Genomic DNA, 19,431 nt, shown 5'->3' with positions numbered 1-19,431 from the left:
CCGTCCATGCGTTCCCCCTTCAAGCAAGCGACCCTGATTGCCCTCGGCCTGATCGCCGGCGTGCTGTTCATGATGCAACTGTCGGCGCTGGCGCAAAAGACGGTGGAACCGGCCATGCCCATCGACGAGCTGCGCCAGCTGGCCGCCGTCTACGGCGTCATCAAGCACGATTACGTCGATGCCGTCGACGACAAGAAGCTGCTCACTGACGCCATCAGCGGCATGGTCAATGCGCTCGATCCCCACTCGGCCTACCTCGACAAGGCCGCATTTCGCGAACTGCGCGAAGGCACCGAGGGCCGCTTTGTCGGCCTGGGCATCGAAATTAGCCCCAGCGACGACGGCAAGCTGCGCATCGTCAGCCCCATCGAAGACGCGCCGGCCTGGCGCGCCGGGGTCAAGGCGGGCGATCTGATCACCCACATCGACAGCGTCGCCGTGGCGGCCATCGGCATCGACGAAGCGATCAACCGCATGCGCGGCGAGCCGGGCACGCGGGTCGCCCTGACGATCGTGCGCGAGGGCGCGCGCGCGCCGCTGGTGCTGACCGTCATCCGCGCCGAAATCGTCCAGCACAGCGTGAGCGCGCGCATGATCGAACCGGGCTACGGCTGGCTGCGGGTGGCGCAGTTCCAGGAGCCCACCGTGGACGACCTGGTGGCGCACATACATGCCCTGTACAAGCAGAGCCCGGCCATGAAGGGCCTGGTGCTGGACCTGCGCAACGATCCGGGCGGCGTGCTGCAAAGCGCGGTCGGCGTCGCCGCCGCCTTCCTGCCGCGCGACGCGCTGGTGGTGAGCACGCGCGGCCAGCTGGCTGAGTCGCACCAGCAGTTGCGCGGGCGGCCCGACCATTACATGCTCAGCGCCAGCGGCGACTCGCTGGCGGGCCTGCCGGCATCGCTCAAGCAGCTGCCGCTGGTGGTGCTGGTCAATACGGGCTCGGCGTCGGCGTCCGAAATCGTCGCCGGCGCCCTGCAAGACCACCATCGCGCCACCATCATGGGCAGCCAGACTTTCGGCAAGGGCTCGGTGCAAACCATCCGGCCCCTGCACGGCGACACCGCCGTCAAGCTCACCACGGCGCGCTACTACACGCCGGACGGCCGCTCGATCCAGGCGCGCGGCATCGTGCCGGACCTGGCGGTCGACGAAACTGCCGACGGCGACGGCATCAACGCCTTGCGCACGCGCGAAGCGGACCTGCTCAAGCACCTGAGCAACGCCAGCGCGCCCGACGGCGGCGCAGCTGCGCAGACCGTGCGCGACGAGCTCGAAGAAGACATGGTGGCCGAGGCCATGGCCGGCCGCAAGGGGCTCGATTACGGCAGCGCCGACGATTTCCAGCTGCGCCAGGCGCTCAATCATTTGAAAGGTTTGCCGGTGCGGCTGGCGGGCAAGGCCGCCCCCGCGCTGGCGGCAAAAGCGGGCGCCGGCGCACGCTGAGGGCGAGCGCTGTTGCCCGATTGCCCGGCGGGCGCGCCCGTGTGTAAAATGCAGACACCTTTTCCCCCCACACGCGGTCGGTCCAGCTGTCCGCAGCGCAGCCACCAGAAAGCACCAGCATGAAACAAGTTGTCATCAGCGGCACCGGCCTGTTCACCCCGCCGAACTCCATCTCGAACGAAGAACTGGTCATTGCCTTTAACGCGTATGCGGAACAATTCAACGCCGACCATGCCGCCGCCATTGCCGCCGGCGAGGTGCCGGCGATCGAAGGCTCGAGCGCGGCCTTCATCGAAAAGGCGTCCGGCATCAAGTCGCGCTTCGTGATGGAAAAAGAGGGCATTCTCGATCCGGCCCACATGACGGCGCGCATCGCCGAACGGGGCGACGACGAACTGTCACTGCAAGCGGAAATGTGCGTCGCCGCCGCCCGCGACGCCCTTGCGCGCGCCGGCCGCAGCGCCGCCGACATCGACATGGTGCTCGTCGCCTGCAGCAATCTGCAGCGCGCCTATCCCGCCATGGCGGTCGAGGTGCAAGCGGCCCTGGGCATCGACGGCTTCGGCTTTGACATGAACGTCGCCTGCTCCTCCGCCACCTTCGGCATCCAGACGGCGATGGCGGCGGTGCAGACGGGCCAGGCGCGCGCGGTGCTGGTGCTCAACCCGGAAATCACCAGCGGTCACCTGAATTTCCGTGACCGCGACAGCCACTTCATTTTCGGCGACGCCTGCACGGCGCTGGTCATCGAAGCGGCCGACACGGCCGTGTCCGCGCACCAGTTCGAAATTGTCGAGTCGAAGCTCAAGACCGCCTTCTCGAACAACATCCGCAACAACTTCGGCTTCATGAACCGCTTCGACGAAAGCGGCGTGGGCAAACCAGATAAACTGTTTAGACAGCAGGGCCGCAAGGTGTTCAAGGAAGTCTGCCCGATGGCCGCCGACACCATCCGTGCCACCGTCGCCGCCGCCGGTGTCGAGCTGGCCGACGTCAAGCGTTACTGGCTGCACCAGGCCAACCTGAACATGAACCTGCTGATCACGCGCCTGCTGCTGGGCCGCGACGCCGCCCCCGACGAAGCGCCCGTCATTCTCGACACCTACGCCAACACCTCGTCGGCCGGCTCGATCATCGCGTTTCACAAACACCAGGACGACCTGCCGGTGGGCGCGCTGGGCGTGATCTGCTCGTTCGGCGCCGGCTACTCGATCGGCTGCGTGGTGGTGCGCAAGCTGGCAGCGTAAGTCAGACCGCGCCTGGCGCCCGCCAGGCCGCTTGCCGCTACAGGCGCGCGGCCAGTTCCGCCCCTTCGCGGATGGCCCGCTTGGCATCGAGTTCGGCCGCCAGCGCGGCGCCGCCGATTTTATGAAACGTCGGCCCGCCCCTGGTTCCTTCGGGCGGCATCAGTTCGGCCAGGCTGTCCTGCCCCGCGCAGATGATCACGTTGTCGACGTCGAGCAGCTGCGCCTGGCCGCCCACGGTGATGTGCAGGCCGGCGTCATCGATCCGATCGTACTGCACCCCCGCCAGCATGGTGACGCCGCCGCGCAGCAAGGTGGCGCGGTGCACCCAGCCGCTGGTTTTGCCCAGGCCCGCGCCGGGCCGCGTGGTCTTGCGCTGCAGCAGCCACAGCTTGCGGCGCGGGGTGACGGGCAGCGGCGTCGTCAAGCCGCCCGGACTGCTCACCGACAGATCGACGCCCCACTCGCGCGTCCACGCTTCGAGCGGCATCGGCAGCACCGCGTCCTCGTCGTGCAGCAGGTACTCGCCGACGTCGAAGCCGATGCCGCCGGCGCCGATGATGGCGACCTTGTCGCCCACCGGCGCGTGGCGCTCGAGCACGTCGAGGTAGGACAGCACTTTCGGATGGTCGATGCCGGCAATGGCGGGCATGCGTACCTGGATGCCGGTGGCGACGATGACGTGGTCGAACCCCTGCAGCTCGGCCGCCGTGACGCGCCGCCCCAGCACCAGCTTGACGCCGGTGGTGGCGATCTTGCGGCCAAAATAGCGCAGCGTCTCGGCGAACTCCTCCTTGCCGGGAATCTGCATGGCGATCTTGAACTGGCCGCCGATGCTGGCGGCGCTGTCGAACAGGGTGACGTCGTGGCCGCATTCGGCGGCGACGGTGGCGGCCGACAGGCCGGCCGGACCGGCTCCCACCACCGCCACTTTCTTCGCCTGCTTCGCCTTGGCGTACACCAGTTCCGTCTCATGGCAGGCGCGCGGGTTGACCAGGCACGAGGCGCGCTGGTTGGCGAAGGTGTGATCGAGGCAGGCCTGGTTGCAGCCGATGCAGGTATTGATCTCGTCGGCGCGGCCGGCGGCGGCCTTGTTGACGAAATCGGCGTCGGCCAGGAACGGCCGCGCCATCGACACCAGGTCGCAGTCGCCGCCGGCGAGCAGGGCCTCGGCGTCGTGCGGCATGTTGATGCGGTTCGACGCCACCACGGGAATGCCCACCTGCTGGCGCAGGCGCCCCGCCAGCGAGGCGAACGCCGCGCGCGGCACCGAGGTGACGATGGTGGGAATGCGCGCCTCGTGCCAGCCGTAGCCGCTGTTGAGGATGGTCACGCCGGCCGCCTCGAGCGCCCTGGCCACCGCCACCACCTCATCCCAGGTGTTGCCCCCTTCGACCAGGTCGAGCAGCGAGTGGCGGTACATGATGATGAACTGCGGCCCCACCCTGGCGCGGATGCGCTTGACGATGTCCACCGCCAGGCGCATGCGCCCCTCGATGCCGCCGCCCCAGGCGTCGGTGCGGGTGTTGGTGCGCGCGCACAGGAACTGGTTGAGCAGATAGCCTTCGCTGCCCATCACTTCGACGCCGTCGTAGCCGGCCGCCTGCGCCAGCGCGGCGCAGCGGGCATACGCGGCGATGGTGCGCTCGATGCCGCGGCCACTCAGTGCGCGCGGCTTGAACGGCGAAATGGGCGATTTTTTGGTCGACGCCGACACCACCAGCGGCTGGTAGCCATAGCGGCCCGCGTGCAGGATCTGCATGACGATCTTGCCGCCCTCCTCGTGCACGGCGCGGGTGACCTTGCGGTGATTGAAGACGTCGCCCGCAAAATTCATGGTGCCGCCAAACGGCAGCAACCAGCCTTCGCGATTGGGCGAGATGCCGCCGGTGACGATCAGGCCCACCCCGCCGCGGGCGCGCTCGCGGTAAAACGCCGCCAGCTTGCCGTAGTGATAAAACCGGTCTTCCAGCCCCGTGTGCATGGAACCCATGATGACGCGGTTGCGCAAGGTGGTAAATCCCAGGTCGAGGGGGGCGAGCAGGTGCGGAAAGGGGCTGGTCATGGCAATTTCGCAAGTGGCGGACAAGCGGCATTTAACCGCGGATTGGCTAGACCGGTGGCTCTAATCGTCCGCAGGGGGCGCACGATACAGGCACACGCGACGGCTATGTCAGCGTGCATGTTACGCTCGACAAATGTTAATCGCCTTTTTCCGCCTGCTGCTGCTCGCTTGCACCTTGTCGGCAGGGGTGCCGGCGCTGGCCGCGGCGCCGCTGGAACTGACAGTGGAGCGGGTGGCCGGTGCCGATGGGGGCAAGCTGTACCGGATCGCCTCGAGCGGCACGGTGGCGGCCACGCCGGCGGCCGTGTGGCGCATCCTCACCGACTACAACCGCATGGCCGAGTATGTCCCCGACCTGAAAAGCGCCAGGGTGGTCGCGCGCGAAGGCGACAAGGTGACCATCGAACAGCACGGCGCCGCCCGCCTGCTGTTTTTCAGCCGCGATATCCACCTGGTGGTGCAGGTGCACGAGCAGGCGCCGAACCGGCTCGACGTCAGCCTGGTCGACGGCGACATGAAGGTGTACCGCTGCAGCTGGGAGCTGACGCCGCTCGCCGACGGCGGCACCCGGCTGGTCTACCACGCCACCATCGAACCGAAGTTCTATGTGCCGGGCATGGTGGGGGCAAGCCTGGTGCGCCAGGATATTGCGAGGATGATGGCGGCAGTCCTGCTCAGGCTGGACCGCCCCGACTAGGACCAGCGCGTCTCAGGCGGCGTAGCTGCCCCGCTCGCGAATCTCGGCGAAGCTCTCGATATTGCCAATCTTGACCGTCAGCGCATTCATGCGCGCCTGCGGCGACATGGGCCGCCAGGCGAACTGCCATTCGTGTTCGTGCGCTTCGGCCAGCGACTTGGTGAACAAGGCGCCCAGGGCGGCACGGGCGCCGTATTCGACGACGCCATCGATGCCGGCCCAGCTGGGCAAGGTTTTCTGCACGGCGCGATGGAGCCGTTCGCCGAATAGTTCCGTGTTGTGGATCACCAGGCAGGCGCCGTCAGCGGCGTACTGGTCGAACAGGACGTCGTCCCAGCGGGTGGAAAACGACAGCACCAGGGCCTGGTTGGCGGGCGTCAGGCGGAACTGGCCCTCGAGCAAGGCGGCGCTCAGTTCGGCGCGGGGCGCGTAACGGTGCAGGGTGGGTGGGCGTTGATAATCGTGCATGGCAAAAATCCGGTAATGAGGGAAGACACTGCGGCTGCGCGGCCTCTTAATATTTGCGCGCGCGGCGCGCATTATGCGCCAGCCGCATGTGTTTGGAGGCGATAAAGATTTCGCGCAGCAGAAAGACGAAGCTGCCGATCAGGCCCACCATGGCCAGCACGAAGCTGCCGGCGATATAGCGGTCCAGCGGCAGGCTGGTGGTGTCGCCCAGGAACAGCATGGCGATTACCAGGCAGATCAGCAGGCCGCAGCAGGTCGACAGGGTGATGGCCGCGTTGATCAGGTGGGCGCGGCCGTACAGGATGTCGAGTTCGGACACCCAGCGCTCGTCGGCGGCGATTTCCAGCCGGTCTTCCAGCACCCGCGAACGGTCGATGATGCGCGCCAGCCGGTTCGTCAGCACGGTCAGCTTGGTGGCCACCCCCGTGAGCAGGAACACGGGGGCGATGGCCAGCTGGATCACGTGGCCGATGTCGGCGATCTGGATGTTCATGGCCGGGATCTCCCTTGGTATTGAATAATTGATTGCTCGCCCGGCAGTGTAGCAGCCAGCCGGACGCGGGTAACTTGGGGCTACTACCTAGCAGCCAGCACAGAGATGCCACGGCGGCGCCGTCACCGTTCAGTCAAAGCGCCCCTTGCGCTTGAAGCGCTCGGTGGCGTCGACCAGCGCGGCGGCGATGCCCGTTTCGAGCGCGCCGTGGCCGCCATCGACGATCATCCGCAGCTGCGAGCCGGGCCAGGCCTGGTGCAGGCGGTAGGCCGAAACGGGCGGGCAAATGACATCGTAGCGGCCCTGCACGATCATCGCCGGCAGGTGGGCGATGCGCGGCAGTTCGCTGAGCAACTGGCCTTCGCGCAGGAATCCCAGGTTGGCCATGTAGTGCGACTCGAGGCGGCCGACACCCAGGTCGAGCGTGTCGGAGGCGGCTTCCTCCGCTTGCGGCAGCAGGAACACGCGGCGCCCTTCGAAGCGGCTCCAGGCGCGCGCCGCCGGCCAGTAGCGGGCCGGATCGTCGCTGAGCATGCGGCTGGTGTAGGCCTTGAGCAGATCGCCCCGCTCGTGGGGCGGAATGGGCGCGATGAAATCGTCGTACAGCTCCGGATAGAACGCTTCGATGCCATACAGGAACCACTCGATTTCGCTGGCCGTGCACAGAAAAATGCCGCGCAGGACAAACCCCAGGCAGCGCTCGGGATGGGCCTGGCCATAGGCAAGCGCCAGCGTCGAGCCCCACGAGCCGCCGAACACCAGCCAGCGGGCGACATCGAATTTGACGCGCAGCGTTTCGATGTCCTCGATCAGCAGCGCGGTGGTGTTGTTGCGCCATTCGCCCAGCGGGGTCGATTTGCCCGCGCCGCGCTGGTCGAACAGGATGATGCGGTAGTAGCGCGGGTCGAAAAAGCGCCGGTGCTGGGGAGACAGGCCGGCGCCCGGGCCGCCGTGCAGGAAAATGACGGGCACGCCGTCGGGATTGCCCACCTCTTCCCAGTAAATCGTGTGTCCGCCGCCGACCTCAAGCATGCCTTGACGGTTGGGCAGAATGGGCGGGAACAGCGAAGTGGGACTGGCGGGCATGGGCGCTCTTTCGGTGGCAATGCAAGGATTGTAGCGCACCGCCCCGCCACGCAAAAGCAGGTATTGACTGCGTACTGCACGGCTAGCCCTGTTTCCCCATCATGCGACGTGACGCGACCGTCAAACCACTGACGAGGCAGTCAGGGTGGAACCGGGATGGCGCAAAAAAACGGGGGGCCGGCACGCCGTGCCAGCCCCCCGTTGTTTGCGCAGGGCCGCTAGCGCGGCGCCTGCGAGCACCCGCCAGCGGCGGCCTCAGGACATGTGCTGTCCGCCGTTGATGGCGATGTTGGCGCCCGTGACGAAAGCGGCCTCGTCCGATGACAGGTAAGCCACCAGGCCCGCCACTTCTTCCGGTTTGCCCAGGCGGCCCATGGGAATTTGCGGGATGATCTTGGTGTCGAGCACGTCCTTGTCGATGGCGGTGACCATCTTGGTGCCGATGTAGCCGGGCGAGATGGTGTTGACGGTGACGCCCTTGCGCGCCACTTCCAGCGCCAGCGCCTTGGTAAAGCCGTGGATGCCGGCCTTGGCGGCGGAATAGTTGGTCTGGCCAAAGGCGCCCTTCTGGCCGTTGACGGAGGAGATGTTGATGATGCGGCCCCAGCCCCGTTCGACCATGCCGTCGCAGACGGGCTTGGTCATGTTGAACACGGAATCGAGGTTGGTGCGCATGACCAGGTCCCAGTTCGGCTTGTCCATTTTTTTGAACGTCATGTCGCGGGTGATGCCGGCATTGTTGACCAGCACGTCGACGGGGCCCACTTCGTCCGTGATGCGGGCGATGGCCCGCGCCGCCGAATCGTAATCGGCGACGTCGCACTCGTAGGCCTTGAAATCGAAGCCCATCTCGCGCGTTTGCGACAACCAGCTGTCGACTTTGGTGTTGCCGGGTGAATAGGTGGTGACCACCTTGTAGCCCAGCGCGGCCAGCTTGATGCACACCGCTTCGCCCAGCCCGCCCATACCGCCCGTTACCAATGCAACTCTTGACATGTCTCTGCTCCTTTATTTTTGTAAAGATTCCCGCGTGTGTTGTCCAACGCGTGTGCTTGTGCTGCCCCGCCCTTCCCTGCCGCTAACGACTAATCACGTTCGACCGCCAGCGCCACGCCCATGCCGCCGCCGATGCACAAGCTGGCCAGGCCCCGCTTGGCGTCACGGCGCACCATTTCGTGCAGCAAGGTCACCAGCACGCGCGCGCCGGAGGCGCCGATGGGGTGGCCCAGCGCGATGGCGCCGCCGTTGACGTTGATCTTGTTGGTATCCCAGCCCATTTCCTGGTTGACGGCCACGGCCTGGGCGGCAAACGCTTCGTTGACTTCCATCAGGTCGACGTCTTCGTGGGTCCAGCCCGCTTTTTGCAGGCACAGGCGGGTGGCCGACACGGGCCCCATGCCCATGATGGCCGGATCGATGCCCGACGACGAATAGGCCTTGATGCGCGCCAGCGGGGTCAGGCCCAGCGCCTTGGCTTTGGAGGCGCTCATCATGATGACGGCGGCGGCGCCGTCGTTCAGGCCCGAGGCGTTGCCGGCGGTGACGGTGCCTTCCTTGTTGAACGCGGGGCGCAGGGCCGCCAGCGTTTCCAGGGTGCTGCCGTGCTTCGGGTATTCGTCCGTGTCGAACACGGTGACGCCTTTTTTGGAAGGAATCTCCAGGGGCAGGATTTCGTCCTTGAACTTGCCGGCCAGCTGCGCCGCTTCCGCCTTCTGCTGCGAGGCCAGCGCAAACTGGTCCTGGCGGGCCCGCGAGATGTCGTACTTGGCGGCCACGTTTTCGGCCGTCACGCCCATGTGGTACTGGTTGAAGGCGTCCCACAGGCCATCGACGATCATGGTGTCGACCAGCTTGGTGTCGCCCATGCGAAAACCATCGCGCGAATTGGGCAGCACGTGCGGCGAGGCGCTCATGTTTTCCTGGCCGCCGGCGATGACGATGTCGGCGTCGCCGCACAGGATGGCCTGGGCGGCCAGGTGGGTGGCCTTGATGCCGCTGCCGCACACCTTGTTGATCGTCATGGCCGGCACCATGTTGGGCAGGCCGGCCTTGATGGCCGCCTGGCGGGCCGGATTCTGGCCGGCGCCGGCGGTGAGGACCTGGCCCATGATGACTTCACTGACGGCGGCCGCGTCGATGCCCGTTTGCGCCAGCAACTGGCGGATGACGTGGGCGCCCAGATCGACGGCCGCGATCTTGGCGAGCGCGCCGCCAAATTTACCGACTGCGGTGCGGCCGGCGGCGACGATGACAACTTCTTCCATGGTGGATCTCCGAAGGTGCTGGCTGGGCCAGCGATTGTGATGAACAGCTCAAGCGTCCACACCCCCCACATGGCGGGCAAGACCGGTTTACTGCAATGTACACCAGCGCGCACGGGGGCAGAGCGCCATCAGGCCATTTGATGCCCCCCGCATGGCCGCTGGGCCAGACTAATTGGACCGCCAGCGAGGTGAAATATTCCGCGCCGGCGCCAGCAATTACGTCACATTTGATCGATGTCAATCTTATCAGCAATTATTCTGAAATCAATCCGCCAATCCCCCTATTGCCCCTTTTACTGATCTGTGTCAAACGATCGCCCCCGCCCCCGGGGATATTGCCCCTTGGCACGTGTCTGCGGAAGCTCCCCTTTCCGCAATTTTCACAGTAGAATGCACGTGCCTTCAGTAAACGGGCACCCCCCTGCCCTCGTAAAGCGTTTATGCCAAAAAGCCCGTCCCTGCCTATTGAAATCAAGATTTCCACGGTGGTCGCCATCTCGACCATCCTGCATTCGGCCGACCCGCTGGCCATCGACGCCGCGTTGAAACAAATGACGGGCGGGGTGGCCGATTTTTTCGATGACGAGTTCGCCGTCATCGATGTCAGCGCCATTGCCGCGACGGCCCCGCCGATCGACTGGCGCGCGCTGGTCGAGTTGCTCAAGAAATACCGCCTGAACGCGGTCGCCGTGCGCGGCGCCAGCGCCGCCATGGCCGACGCCATCAAGGCGCACGGCCTGTCGCTCGACGACGGCAGCAGCGGCGCGCGCGCCCCGGCCGAGCACGGCGTCGGCGCGCCCGCGCCACTGCCGGCGGCGCCGCTGGCCCCGGTGGCAGCACCGGCGCCGGCACCGGCGCCCGCGCCCGTGATGGGCACCATGATCATCGACACCCCGGTGCGCGCCGGCCAGCGCATTTATGCGCGCGGCTGCGACCTGATCATCACCGCCGCCGTCAACAACGGCGCCGAAGTGATCGCCGACGGCAGCATCCATATTTATGCCCAGCTGCACGGACGTGCGCTGGCCGGTGCCTCGGGCAACGCCGACGCCCGCATTTTTGCGCTGTCGCTGACACCGGAACTGGTGTCGATCGCCGGCGTGTACCGTACGTTCGACGACGGCTTCCCGCCCGAGCTGGCGCGCCAGCCCGCCCAGATCCGCCTGGTGGGCGACCGCATCGACATCCTGTCGCTCGGCCTGGCCGCCCGCAACTGACCCCTATTGAAAAGGAATTATCCGTGGCACGAATTATTGTTGTGACTTCCGGCAAGGGCGGGGTCGGCAAGACCACCTCCAGCGCCAGCTTCTCCACCGGCCTGGCCGCCCGCGGCCACAAGACCGCCGTCATCGACTTCGACGTCGGCCTGCGCAATCTCGACCTGATCATGGGTTGCGAACGGCGCGTCGTGTATGACCTGATCAACGTCGTCAACGGCGAAGCGACCCTGAACCAGGCGCTGATCAAGGACAAGCATTCCGACAACCTGTTTATCTTGCCGGCCTCGCAAACGCGCGACAAGGATGCCCTCACGGAAGAAGGCGTCGAGCGCGTGCTGCACGACATGATCAACATGGGCTTCGAATACATCGTCTGCGATTCGCCCGCCGGCATCGAGCACGGCGCCCTGATGGCGCTCACGTTCGCCGACGAAGCGATCATCGTGACGAACCCGGAAGTGTCGTCCGTGCGCGATTCGGACCGCATCCTCGGCATCATCCAGGCCAAGTCGCGGCGCGCCCAGAGCGGCGCCGAGCCCGTCAAGGAGCACTTGCTCATTACCCGCTATTCGCCCAAGCGGGTGGAAAACGACGAGATGCTGTCCTACCAGGACGTGCAGGAAATCCTGCGCATTCCCCTGATCGGCATCATTCCGGAGTCCGAATCGGTGCTGCACGCGTCCAACCAGGGCAACCCGGCGATTCATTTCAAGGGCACCGATGTGGCCGAAGCGTACGAGGACGTGGTGTCGCGCTTCCTGGGCGCCGACCTGCCGCTGCGCTTTACCAGCTACGAAAAACCGGGTTTCCTGCAGCGTATCTTCGGAGGAAAGTGACATGGCACTGCTTTCCTTCCTGTTCCCGCCGAAAGCGAAAAGCGCCAGCGAAGCCAAGGAACGGCTGCAGATCATCATCGCGCGCGAACGCACCAGCCGCGCCGGTCCTGATTTCTTGCCCGCCCTGCACCGCGAGCTGATCGAAGTCATTTCGAAGTACACCAAGGTCAACGCCGACGACATCAAGCTCTCGCTCGACCGCCAGGGCAACCTGGAAGTGCTCGAAGTAAACGTGGTGCTGCCGGACGCCTGAACGGGCGGCCCGGGCGCGCCGTCGCCGCCGGGCTACCCTGGCGGGGCCGCGCCGGGCGCTGCCAGTGCCGCCTTAAACGGTGCTGGCCTGATTGACGGTGCGGGCCTGATTGAGCTGCTGCGCCACCCTGGCGCACGCTTCCACGTGCTGGTAGCCCAGCTTGCGAAACACGGCGAAGCCGATCGCCGCCGAGACGATCGACCCCGCCACCGGCACCAGCTTGGCGGCCGTCTTGCTGGCCAGCCGCACCCCCACCTTCTTGAACAGGCGCAGCAGCAGGTCGCGCGTCACCAACCGTCCCACCATCATGCCGCCAACCCCCACCGCCGCCTCGTAGGCCAGCAGGCGGTACTTCGGCTGCAGGCGCAGGATCTGCTTTTCGGTCAGGCCGAACTCACTGTTGACTTCATCGATGAGCTTGGTGAATAGTGAAATATCGGACACCAGGTCCAGGCCGGGGATCGGCACGGCGGAGAAACCGGCGGCCATGGTGGCGCGCTTGCGCACCAGTTGCCGGCAGCGCTCACGCACCGCGGACATCGCCATTTCGTTACCAGGAATTAAGGTCCAGTCGCTCACTTGCACCTCGTTCATCGCCCGCGTCCTTGTTTTTTAGTAATTATCTAGCTAACGAAACCATCTGTTGAAAACCAGGTTCCCAAAGTGTACCTTTAAACGCGCAGATGGCCAGCACGCCAGGGAAAGTACAGAGCCGTTCATTACAGAAACTTAAATTTATACTCAAATTGTAAATGTCTGTTATATTCCGCTTAACCATAGATTACTTATCGTAGGAACTTACCTACAGTTTTTTACTGTGCTTTATACCCCACTATGCGCATAGCAGTCCTCGATAGCGATCCCGCCCAAGCGGATCTGATTTGCCAGGTTCTTACTGGCGCCGGTCACTCTTGCCAGTCGTTCGACAGCGCCAGAGAGTTACTTGGCGGCCTGAAGAAAGATGGCACCGATATGTTGATACTCGACTGGAACGTTACCGACTTGCCCGGCAGCGAAGTGCTGCGCCGTGCGAAAGAGAAATTGCCGGCCAAAACGCCGATGATGTTTGTAACCAACAATTCCGCCGAAGATGACATTGTCGACGGTATCGGCGCCGGTGCCGACGACTACATGATCAAGCCTTTGCGACGCGGCGAGCTGCTCGCCCGCGTGCAAGCGCTGCTGCGGCGCGCCTATCCCTCGCAGAACGGCGCCGAACACTTGCAGTTCGGTCCGTACGTGTTCGAAACGCGCCCGGGCCGCCTGCTCATTGACGGCAACGTGATCGACGTCACCCACAAGGAGTTTTCGCTGGCGCTGCTGTTTTTCCGCAACATCGGCCGCCCCCTGTCGCGCGCCTTCATCCACGAAGCGGTGTGGATCCGCGACGCCGCCGTGCCGTCGCGCACCATGGACACCCACGTGTCGCGCGTGCGCAACAAGCTCAGGTTGCGTCCTGAGAACGGCTTTCGCCTGGTGCCCGTGTACAGCTACGGCTACCGCCTGGAGAAGATGGGCGCCTAGGAGTTCCCTGACGACGCCGCCCCCGCTTCATGCTTGACCAGGGGCGGCGCGCTATAATGGGACCTTCCCCTGTCGCCTCCCACTCCATGCAACTGCTCGCCGTCGGCCTCAACCACACCACCGCCCCGGTCTCGCTGCGCGAACAGCTGGCGCTGGCGCCGGACCAGCTCGGTCAGGCGGTGCAGGCGGCGCGCGGCTGGTTCGCCCGCATCGACCAGCATGGCGCCGACGAGGCGGCCATCCTGTCGACCTGCAACCGCACTGAAATGTACGCCGCCAGCCGTGCCCCCAACGGGCTCGACGCGAGCGCCCACTTCCTCGCCGATTACCACAAGCTCAACGTTGCCGAACTGCGCCCGCACCTGTACATGCTGCCGCAGGACGCCGCCGTGCGCCACGCCTTCCGGGTCGCTTCGGGGCTCGATTCGATGGTGCTGGGCGAGCCGCAGATCCTCGGCCAGATGAAAGACGCGGTGCGCATGGCCGACGAAGCGGGCGGGCTGGGCACTTATCTGCATCAAATGTTCCAGCGCTCGTTTTCGGTGGCCAAGGAAGTGCGCAGCACCACCGCCATCGGCGCCCACAGCGTGTCGATGGCCGCGGCCGCCGTGCGCCTGTCGCAGCGCATCTTCGACAAATTGTCCGACCAGAACGTGCTGTTCATCGGCGCCGGCGAAATGATCGAGCTGTGCGCCACCCACTTCGGCGCCCAGCAGCCCAAATCGATCACCGTGGCCAACCGCACGCTCGAACGGGGCGAACTGCTCGCGCAGCGCTTCGGCGGGCGCGCCATCACCCTGGCCGCCCTGCCCGAGCAACTGGCCAGCTTCGACATCGTCATCTCCTGCACCGCCTCGTCGCTGCCGCTCATTGGCCTGGGCCTGGTCGAACGGGCCATCAAGGCGCGCCGCCACAAGCCCATGTTCATGGTCGACCTGGCCGTGCCGCGCGATATCGAAGCGGAAGTGGGCCGGCTCGACGACGTGTTCCTGTACACCGTCGACGATCTGGGCCAGGTGGTGCAGACCGGCATCGAACACCGCCAGGCGGCCGTCGCCGAGGCAGAGGCGATCATCGAAACGCGGGTGCAGTCGTTCATGCACTGGGTGGGCGACCGCGCCGTGGTGCCCGTCATCCAGGACCTGCACGAGTCGAGCGAGGCGATGCGCCTGCTCGAGCTCGAGCGGGCCCGTAAAATGCTCGCGCGCGGCGACGACGTCGAAGCGGTGCTCGAGGCGCTGTCGAAAGGGTTGACGGCGAAATTCCTGCACGGTCCGCAGCAGGCGCTGCACCGTGCCCAGGGCGACGAGCGCGCCCGCCTGGCGCTGCTGCTGCCGCAGCTGTTCCGCGGCCGCCGTTAGCGGCCGCCGGCCCTCAGTACTTCACGCCCGCCCGTTTGCCGTCGCGCGCCGTCCCGGCGCCTTCACTCCTGTCATTACTCCCCTACCTGAGCACCCTATGAAACCATCGATGCTGGCCAAGCTGGACCAACTGGCCAATCGCCTTGTCGAACTGGACGAACTGCTGGGCCATGAAACGGCCACGTCGAACATGGACAATTACCGAAAAATGAGCCGCGAGCATGCCGAAATCGGCCCGCTGGTGGCCCTGTACGGGCAGTTTCAACAAGCCAGCGCGGACATGGCGGAGGCCCAGCAGATGCTGGGCGACCCGGAAATGAAGGAGTTCGCCCAGGAAGAAATCGAAGGCGCCAAGGCGCGCCTGGCGGCGCTGGAAATCGACCTGCAAAAAATGCTGCTGCCAAAAGACGTCAACGACGAGCGCAACATTTTTCTCGAGATCCGCGCCGGCACGGGCGGCGACGAATCGGCCCTGTTCGCCGGCGACCTGCTGCGCATGTACAGCCGCTTCGCCGAGCGCAACCGCTGGCAGGTCGAGATGGTCTCCGAGTCGGCCTCGGACCTGGGCGGCTACCGCGAAGTGATCGTGCGCGTGGTGGGCAACGGCGCCTATTCCAAGCTCAAGTTCGAGTCGGGCGGCCACCGCGTGCAGCGGGTGCCCGCCACCGAGACGCAGGGCCGCATCCACACCTCGGCCTGCACGGTGGCGGTGATGCCGGAAGCGGACGAAGTCGAGGACGTCGACATCAACCCGGCCGACCTGCGCATCGACACCTACCGCGCCTCCGGCGCCGGCGGGCAGCACATCAACAAGACCGATTCGGCGGTGCGCCTGACCCACCTGCCCACCGGCATCGTCGTCGAATGCCAGGACGACCGCTCGCAGCACAAGAACAAGGCGCAGGCCATGAAAGTGCTGGCCGCGCGCATCAAGGACGCGCAGTTGCGCGCGCAGCAGTCGAAGGAAGCGGCCACCCGCAAGAGCCTGATCGGCTCGGGCGACCGCAGCGAGCGCATTCGCACCTACAATTTCCCCCAGGGGCGGATGACCGATCACCGCATCAATCTGACCTTGTACAAACTCGATTTCATCATGGACGGCGAGCTGACGGAACTGACCAATGCGCTGGCCGCCGAGCACCAGGCCGAACTGCTGGCCGCGCTGGGGGATTAAGCGTGGCTTAAATCGGCGCCGGGCCAGGCGGCGGCGCTGCCGGCGCCCCCGCTTTGTGCGAAAATTGCCGTTGGCCCGCCCGCGCGGCATCGATCTTTTATCCGCTTGCTTACCTACTCTGACCCCATGATCCGCACCCGCAGCCTGCTCAACGCCATCGCCTTCGTCTGCGTCGTCCTTGTCGCCATCGCCCTCTACCTGCAGCACGTCGAGGGCTTGCTGCCCTGCCCCCTGTGCGTGATCCAGCGCTACCTGTTCCTGGCGATCGCCCTGTGCTGCATGGTCGGCGCCTTCGGCGGCAAGCCGCGCATCGGCGCCGGCCTGGGCCTGATCGGCGCGCTGGGCGGGCTGGGCGTGGTGGGCAAGCACCTGTGGGTGCTGGCCCACCCGGGCCTGTCGTGCGGCATCGATCCGATAGAGACGGTGCTCAACAAAATCCCCAGCGCCACCATGCTGCCGTGGCTGTTCAAGGCCGACGGCCTGTGCGAGGACGCGCGCGACACCCTGCTGGGGCTGTCCATTCCCCAGTGGTCGGCCATCTGGTTCGTGCTGCTGGCGGGCGCCCTGATCGCCCTGCTGGCGCGGCGCCAGCGATGACGCTGGCCGCCCGCATGACGGTGGCGGCGATCCAGGCCGCGTTGCCGCTGGCGCCGCTGGAAAACCGCATCCTGCTGGGCCACGCGCTGGGCCTGACGCGGGTCGGCCTGATCACCGGGTCCGAGCGCGCGGTGAGCCAGGCCCAGGCCGAGGCCATCGAGGCGCTGGTGGCGCGCCGGCTGGCGGGCGAGCCGATCGCCTACATCGTCGGCAAGCGCGAATTTTACGGCCTCGATTTCGCCGTCAACAGCGCCGTGCTGATTCCCCGTCCCGACACCGAACTGCTGGTCGAACTGGCGCTGGCGCAGTTGCCCGCCAACGGCGCCATGCTCGACATGGGCACCGGCAGCGGCGCCATCGCCGTGGCGGTGGCGCACAGCCGCCCCGACGCCGTCGTCAGCGCGCTCGACGCCAGCACGGCGGCGCTGGCGGTGGCGCGCCAGAACGCCGCCACCCACGGCGTGACCGTGCGCTTCCTGCACAGCGACTGGTACGCCGCCCTGGGCGCCGCGCGCTTCGACCTGATCGCCGCCAACCCGCCCTACATCGCCAGCGCCGACCAGCACCTGGCGCAGGGCGACTTGCGCTTCGAACCGGTCGACGCCCTCACCGACCACGCCGACGGCCTGTCCGTCCTTCTCGCCATCATCGGCGGCGCGCAGGCGCACCTGGCGCCGGGCGGCGCGCTGCTGCTCGAACACGGCTACGACCAGGCCGAGGCGGTGCGCGCGCTGCTGACGGAGCACGGCTACCGGCAAGTGCAGTCATGGCGCGATCTGGCCGGCATCGAGCGGGTGTCCGGCGCCATCGCGCCGGCAGCGGCTGCCAGCTGATCTGACTGGCGCGCCGGTCTGGTCATTTTTGCTACGATAGCGCTCCCCCGTCCGGAGTGTCTGCATGCGTCGATTGTTCACCCTGTGTTTGCTGGCGGCCGCCTATGGCCTGGTCGGCGCCACCACGGCCACGCCGGCGCCAGCGGTCGAATCTGCCGACCAGCAGGCGCTCGCCCTGTTCGCCACCGACTGGCAGTGGCGGCTGCAAACCCAGCCCGAGCTGGCCACGGCGCTGGGCGAGACGCGCTTTAACGGCGAACTGTCGGACACCTCGCTGGCGGCCAGCCTGGCCGCGGGCGAGCACGACAAGCGCGCGCTCGAGCAGGCGCGCCAGATCGACGCCGGCAAGCTCAGCGACGCCAACCGCCTCTCGCTCGAGGTGTTCATCGACCAGAAGGACCGGCGCGTCCGGGCCGCCACCTTTTATCCTTACCGCTACGCGCCGCTGACGAACCAGGACGGCCTGCACCTGACCTTGCCGCGCCTGCTGGCGCAGATGCCGCTGGCCAGCGACAGCGACTACCGCGCCCTGCTGGCGCGGCTGGCGGCCGTGCCGGCCCACGTCGACGGCCTGATCGAGCAGATGCGCGAAGGGCAGAAGCTGGGCTGGAGCGCGCCGAAAGCGGCGCTGCGCCAGGTGCCGGCCCTGCTGCGCCAGTTGCGCGAGAGCGTCGCCGGCGGCGAGCTCGAGCGGCCGTTTCGCGAGATCCCCGCGACCATTCCAAAAGCGGTGCGCGAGGAACTGGCGGCGGCCGGGCCGGCGCTGCTGCGCAAGCAGGTCATCCCGGCCCTGCAAAAGCTGGAAGACTACGTGCGCGTGGAAGCGCTGCCGGCATCGCGCGAGACCATTGGCATCATGGGCGTGCCGGCCGGTACCGAGTACTACCAGTTCCTGCTCGCCGAAAGCACCGAGCTGGCGCCGGCGGCCGTGCACGCGCTGGGGCTGCGCGAGGTGGCGCGCATTCGCGCCGCCATGACGCCGGCGATCGCCCGCACCGGTTTCAAGGGCAGCTTCGCCCAATTTGCCAGCTTCGCCAACAGCGATCCGCGCCTGTTCGCCAGCGACCCCGACAAGCTGCTGCGGCGCTACCGCCGCCAGCTCGCGCGCGCCAGCGCGGCCGCCGCGCGGCTGTTCGAGCAGGTGCCGGCCGAAGCGCTGGCGGTGCGCCAGATCCTGGACGGCGCCGACGAGCAGGGCGCGGCCTACTATGAAGCGGCCAGCGACGGCCGCGCCGCCGCCATCGTCGTCAACACCAGCCGGCTGGCCAGCCGCCCCCTGTGGGAGACCGACACCCTGGTGCTGCACGAAGGCGTGCCGGGCCACCATCTGCAGGTGGCGCGCGCGCGCGAACTGCGCGATCTGCCGGCATTTCGCCGCTATGGCTGGAACGCGCCGTACGGCGAAGGCTGGGCCCTGTATGCGGAAAGCCTGGGGGCGGAGATGGGCTTTTTCGCCGACCCGTTTTCCGCCTTCGGCCACCTCAATTCCGACTTGCTGCGCTCGGCGCGGCTGGTGGCCGACAGCGGCATCCACGCGATGGGCTGGAGCCGCCAGCAAGCGATCGACTACCTCAATGCCAACACCGCCAACAACGGCGCCGACAACGAAATCGAGGTCGACCGTTACATCGCCGCCCCGGGCCAGGCGCTCGCGTATAAACTGGGGCAGTTGCGCTTGAAGGCCCTGCGCGAGCGGGCCCAGGCCAGACTGGGCGAGCGCTTCGACATCCGCCGTTTTCACGCCATCGTGCTCGACAATGGCGCGCTGCCGCTGGCGCTGCTGGAGCAGCAGCTCGAGCGCGCGCTGCGCGCGGGGGCCGCGCCGGCCGCGCCGCCGAAGGCGCCGGCGCCGCAGTAACAGCGGCTTTTG

General features: G+C 66.6%; 19 protein-coding genes. 12 read left to right on the top strand and 7 right to left on the bottom strand.

Annotated elements, in window-relative coordinates:
* Nucleotides 1–6 precede the first annotated feature (6 nt).
* Together ACP7EY_RS14355 and ACP7EY_RS14350 are read left to right on the top strand one after the other, a co-directional pair.
* Nucleotides 7–1,446 (top strand): S41 family peptidase, encoded by a 1,440-nt coding sequence (locus tag ACP7EY_RS14355; RefSeq protein WP_426194667.1) that lies wholly within the window; start codon nt 7–9, stop codon nt 1,444–1,446.
* Between the two features lie 119 nt (nt 1,447–1,565).
* Nucleotides 1,566–2,693, top strand: coding sequence for a beta-ketoacyl-ACP synthase III (locus tag ACP7EY_RS14350; protein ID WP_426194666.1), 1,128 nt, complete (start codon nt 1,566–1,568; stop codon nt 2,691–2,693).
* Between the two features lie 37 nt (nt 2,694–2,730).
* On the opposite strand, the gene ACP7EY_RS14345 is transcribed toward ACP7EY_RS14350, so the two are convergent.
* On the bottom strand, nt 2,731–4,755 hold the full coding sequence (locus tag ACP7EY_RS14345) for an FAD-dependent oxidoreductase (RefSeq protein WP_426194664.1): 2,025 nt from the start codon (nt 4,753–4,755) through the stop codon (nt 2,731–2,733).
* A 133-nt stretch (nt 4,756–4,888) separates the two neighbouring features.
* Here ACP7EY_RS14345 and ACP7EY_RS14340 point away from each other — a divergent pair, with 133 nt between their 5' ends.
* Nucleotides 4,889–5,452, top strand: coding sequence for an SRPBCC family protein (locus tag ACP7EY_RS14340; protein WP_426194662.1), 564 nt, complete (start codon nt 4,889–4,891; stop codon nt 5,450–5,452).
* 12 nt (nt 5,453–5,464) lie between these two features.
* Here ACP7EY_RS14340 and ACP7EY_RS14335 read toward each other — a convergent pair whose 3' ends face one another.
* The 5 genes from ACP7EY_RS14335 to ACP7EY_RS14315 all read right to left on the bottom strand — a co-directional run bounded on the left by ACP7EY_RS14335 (nt 5,465) and on the right by ACP7EY_RS14315 (nt 9,763).
* A complete protein-coding gene (locus ACP7EY_RS14335; protein ID WP_426194660.1) occupies nt 5,465–5,920 on the bottom strand; it encodes a hypothetical protein in 456 nt (151 codons plus the stop codon).
* Nucleotides 5,921–5,966: 46 nt separating this feature from the next.
* On the bottom strand, nt 5,967–6,413 hold the full coding sequence (locus ACP7EY_RS14330) for a DUF2721 domain-containing protein (protein WP_426194658.1): 447 nt from the start codon (nt 6,411–6,413) through the stop codon (nt 5,967–5,969).
* Nucleotides 6,414–6,542: 129 nt separating this feature from the next.
* Nucleotides 6,543–7,499, bottom strand: coding sequence for a prolyl aminopeptidase (gene pip / locus ACP7EY_RS14325; RefSeq protein ID WP_426194656.1), 957 nt, complete (start codon nt 7,497–7,499; stop codon nt 6,543–6,545).
* A gap of 255 nt (nt 7,500–7,754) precedes the next feature.
* Nucleotides 7,755–8,495, bottom strand: a complete 741-nt coding sequence (gene phbB / locus ACP7EY_RS14320) for an acetoacetyl-CoA reductase (protein WP_426194654.1) — start codon at nt 8,493–8,495, stop codon at nt 7,755–7,757.
* A gap of 89 nt (nt 8,496–8,584) precedes the next feature.
* Nucleotides 8,585–9,763 (bottom strand): acetyl-CoA C-acetyltransferase, encoded by a 1,179-nt coding sequence (locus ACP7EY_RS14315; protein ID WP_426194653.1) that lies wholly within the window; start codon nt 9,761–9,763, stop codon nt 8,585–8,587.
* 440 nt (nt 9,764–10,203) lie between these two features.
* Here ACP7EY_RS14315 and minC point away from each other — a divergent pair, with 440 nt between their 5' ends.
* The 3 genes from minC to minE are packed head-to-tail and all read left to right on the top strand — an operon-like array spanning nt 10,204 to nt 12,072.
* Nucleotides 10,204–10,980, top strand: coding sequence for a septum site-determining protein MinC (gene minC / locus ACP7EY_RS14310; protein ID WP_426194652.1), 777 nt, complete (start codon nt 10,204–10,206; stop codon nt 10,978–10,980).
* A gap of 23 nt (nt 10,981–11,003) precedes the next feature.
* Entirely contained in the window at nt 11,004–11,819 is an 816-nt protein-coding gene (gene minD, locus ACP7EY_RS14305; protein ID WP_426194650.1) for a septum site-determining protein MinD, read from the top strand.
* Nucleotide 11,820: 1 nt separating this feature from the next.
* A complete protein-coding gene (gene minE / locus ACP7EY_RS14300; RefSeq protein WP_426194648.1) occupies nt 11,821–12,072 on the top strand; it encodes a cell division topological specificity factor MinE in 252 nt (83 codons plus the stop codon).
* A gap of 72 nt (nt 12,073–12,144) precedes the next feature.
* Here the strand turns inward: minE and ACP7EY_RS14295 are convergent, their stop codons facing one another.
* A complete protein-coding gene (locus ACP7EY_RS14295) occupies nt 12,145–12,666 on the bottom strand; it encodes a hypothetical protein (RefSeq protein WP_426194646.1) in 522 nt (173 codons plus the stop codon).
* Between the two features lie 240 nt (nt 12,667–12,906).
* Between ACP7EY_RS14295 and ACP7EY_RS14290 the strand changes: the two genes are divergently transcribed.
* From ACP7EY_RS14290 to ACP7EY_RS14265, 6 genes are all read left to right on the top strand, one after another.
* A complete protein-coding gene (locus ACP7EY_RS14290) occupies nt 12,907–13,596 on the top strand; it encodes a response regulator transcription factor (RefSeq protein ID WP_426194644.1) in 690 nt (229 codons plus the stop codon).
* Between the two features lie 86 nt (nt 13,597–13,682).
* Nucleotides 13,683–14,957: a glutamyl-tRNA reductase gene (hemA, locus tag ACP7EY_RS14285; protein ID WP_426194831.1), complete on the top strand. Its 1,275-nt coding sequence runs from the start codon at nt 13,683–13,685 to the stop codon at nt 14,955–14,957.
* Nucleotides 14,958–15,054: 97 nt separating this feature from the next.
* Nucleotides 15,055–16,131 carry a peptide chain release factor 1 gene (gene prfA, locus ACP7EY_RS14280; protein WP_426194642.1) on the top strand — a complete coding sequence of 359 codons (1,077 nt, stop codon included), beginning with the start codon at nt 15,055–15,057 and terminating at the stop codon, nt 16,129–16,131.
* A gap of 126 nt (nt 16,132–16,257) precedes the next feature.
* Complete coding sequence (locus tag ACP7EY_RS14275) at nt 16,258–16,728, top strand: disulfide bond formation protein B (protein WP_426194640.1); 471 nt, start codon at nt 16,258–16,260, stop codon at nt 16,726–16,728.
* On the top strand, nt 16,725–17,561 hold the full coding sequence (gene prmC / locus ACP7EY_RS14270) for a peptide chain release factor N(5)-glutamine methyltransferase (protein ID WP_426194638.1): 837 nt from the start codon (nt 16,725–16,727) through the stop codon (nt 17,559–17,561). The genes ACP7EY_RS14275 and prmC overlap by 4 nt, the downstream gene beginning before the upstream one ends.
* A gap of 64 nt (nt 17,562–17,625) precedes the next feature.
* Entirely contained in the window at nt 17,626–19,419 is a 1,794-nt protein-coding gene (locus tag ACP7EY_RS14265; RefSeq protein WP_426194636.1) for a DUF885 domain-containing protein, read from the top strand.
* Nucleotides 19,420–19,431 lie beyond the last annotated feature (12 nt).

Origin of the sequence: Massilia sp. DWR3-1-1 (genome assembly GCF_049898325.1) — a bacterium.
Lineage (GTDB): Bacteria > Pseudomonadota > Gammaproteobacteria > Burkholderiales > Burkholderiaceae_D > JAFCUW01.
This window is presented reverse-complemented; position numbering and strand designations above follow the sequence as displayed.

What these genes read in the sequence shown, in the direction of transcription:
- ACP7EY_RS14290 (WP_426194644.1), top strand. Translation starts at nt 12,907, where the DNA reads ATGCGCATAGCAGTCCTCGATAGCGATCCCGCCCAAGCGGATCTGATT.
- ACP7EY_RS14295 (WP_426194646.1), bottom strand. Translation starts at nt 12,666, where the DNA reads ATGAACGAGGTGCAAGTGAGCGACTGGACCTTAATTCCTGGTAACGAA.
- ACP7EY_RS14350 (WP_426194666.1), top strand. Translation starts at nt 1,566, where the DNA reads ATGAAACAAGTTGTCATCAGCGGCACCGGCCTGTTCACCCCGCCGAAC.
- ACP7EY_RS14355 (WP_426194667.1), top strand. Translation starts at nt 7, where the DNA reads ATGCGTTCCCCCTTCAAGCAAGCGACCCTGATTGCCCTCGGCCTGATC.
- prfA (WP_426194642.1), top strand. Translation starts at nt 15,055, where the DNA reads ATGAAACCATCGATGCTGGCCAAGCTGGACCAACTGGCCAATCGCCTT.
- hemA (WP_426194831.1), top strand. Translation starts at nt 13,683, where the DNA reads ATGCAACTGCTCGCCGTCGGCCTCAACCACACCACCGCCCCGGTCTCG.
- ACP7EY_RS14275 (WP_426194640.1), top strand. Translation starts at nt 16,258, where the DNA reads ATGATCCGCACCCGCAGCCTGCTCAACGCCATCGCCTTCGTCTGCGTC.
- minC (WP_426194652.1), top strand. Translation starts at nt 10,204, where the DNA reads ATGCCAAAAAGCCCGTCCCTGCCTATTGAAATCAAGATTTCCACGGTG.
- ACP7EY_RS14345 (WP_426194664.1), bottom strand. Translation starts at nt 4,755, where the DNA reads ATGACCAGCCCCTTTCCGCACCTGCTCGCCCCCCTCGACCTGGGATTT.
- phbB (WP_426194654.1), bottom strand. Translation starts at nt 8,495, where the DNA reads ATGTCAAGAGTTGCATTGGTAACGGGCGGTATGGGCGGGCTGGGCGAA.
- prmC (WP_426194638.1), top strand. Translation starts at nt 16,725, where the DNA reads ATGACGCTGGCCGCCCGCATGACGGTGGCGGCGATCCAGGCCGCGTTG.
- ACP7EY_RS14265 (WP_426194636.1), top strand. Translation starts at nt 17,626, where the DNA reads ATGCGTCGATTGTTCACCCTGTGTTTGCTGGCGGCCGCCTATGGCCTG.
- ACP7EY_RS14315 (WP_426194653.1), bottom strand. Translation starts at nt 9,763, where the DNA reads ATGGAAGAAGTTGTCATCGTCGCCGCCGGCCGCACCGCAGTCGGTAAA.
- ACP7EY_RS14335 (WP_426194660.1), bottom strand. Translation starts at nt 5,920, where the DNA reads ATGCACGATTATCAACGCCCACCCACCCTGCACCGTTACGCGCCCCGC.
- ACP7EY_RS14330 (WP_426194658.1), bottom strand. Translation starts at nt 6,413, where the DNA reads ATGAACATCCAGATCGCCGACATCGGCCACGTGATCCAGCTGGCCATC.
- minE (WP_426194648.1), top strand. Translation starts at nt 11,821, where the DNA reads ATGGCACTGCTTTCCTTCCTGTTCCCGCCGAAAGCGAAAAGCGCCAGC.
- ACP7EY_RS14340 (WP_426194662.1), top strand. Translation starts at nt 4,889, where the DNA reads ATGTTAATCGCCTTTTTCCGCCTGCTGCTGCTCGCTTGCACCTTGTCG.
- pip (WP_426194656.1), bottom strand. Translation starts at nt 7,499, where the DNA reads ATGCCCGCCAGTCCCACTTCGCTGTTCCCGCCCATTCTGCCCAACCGT.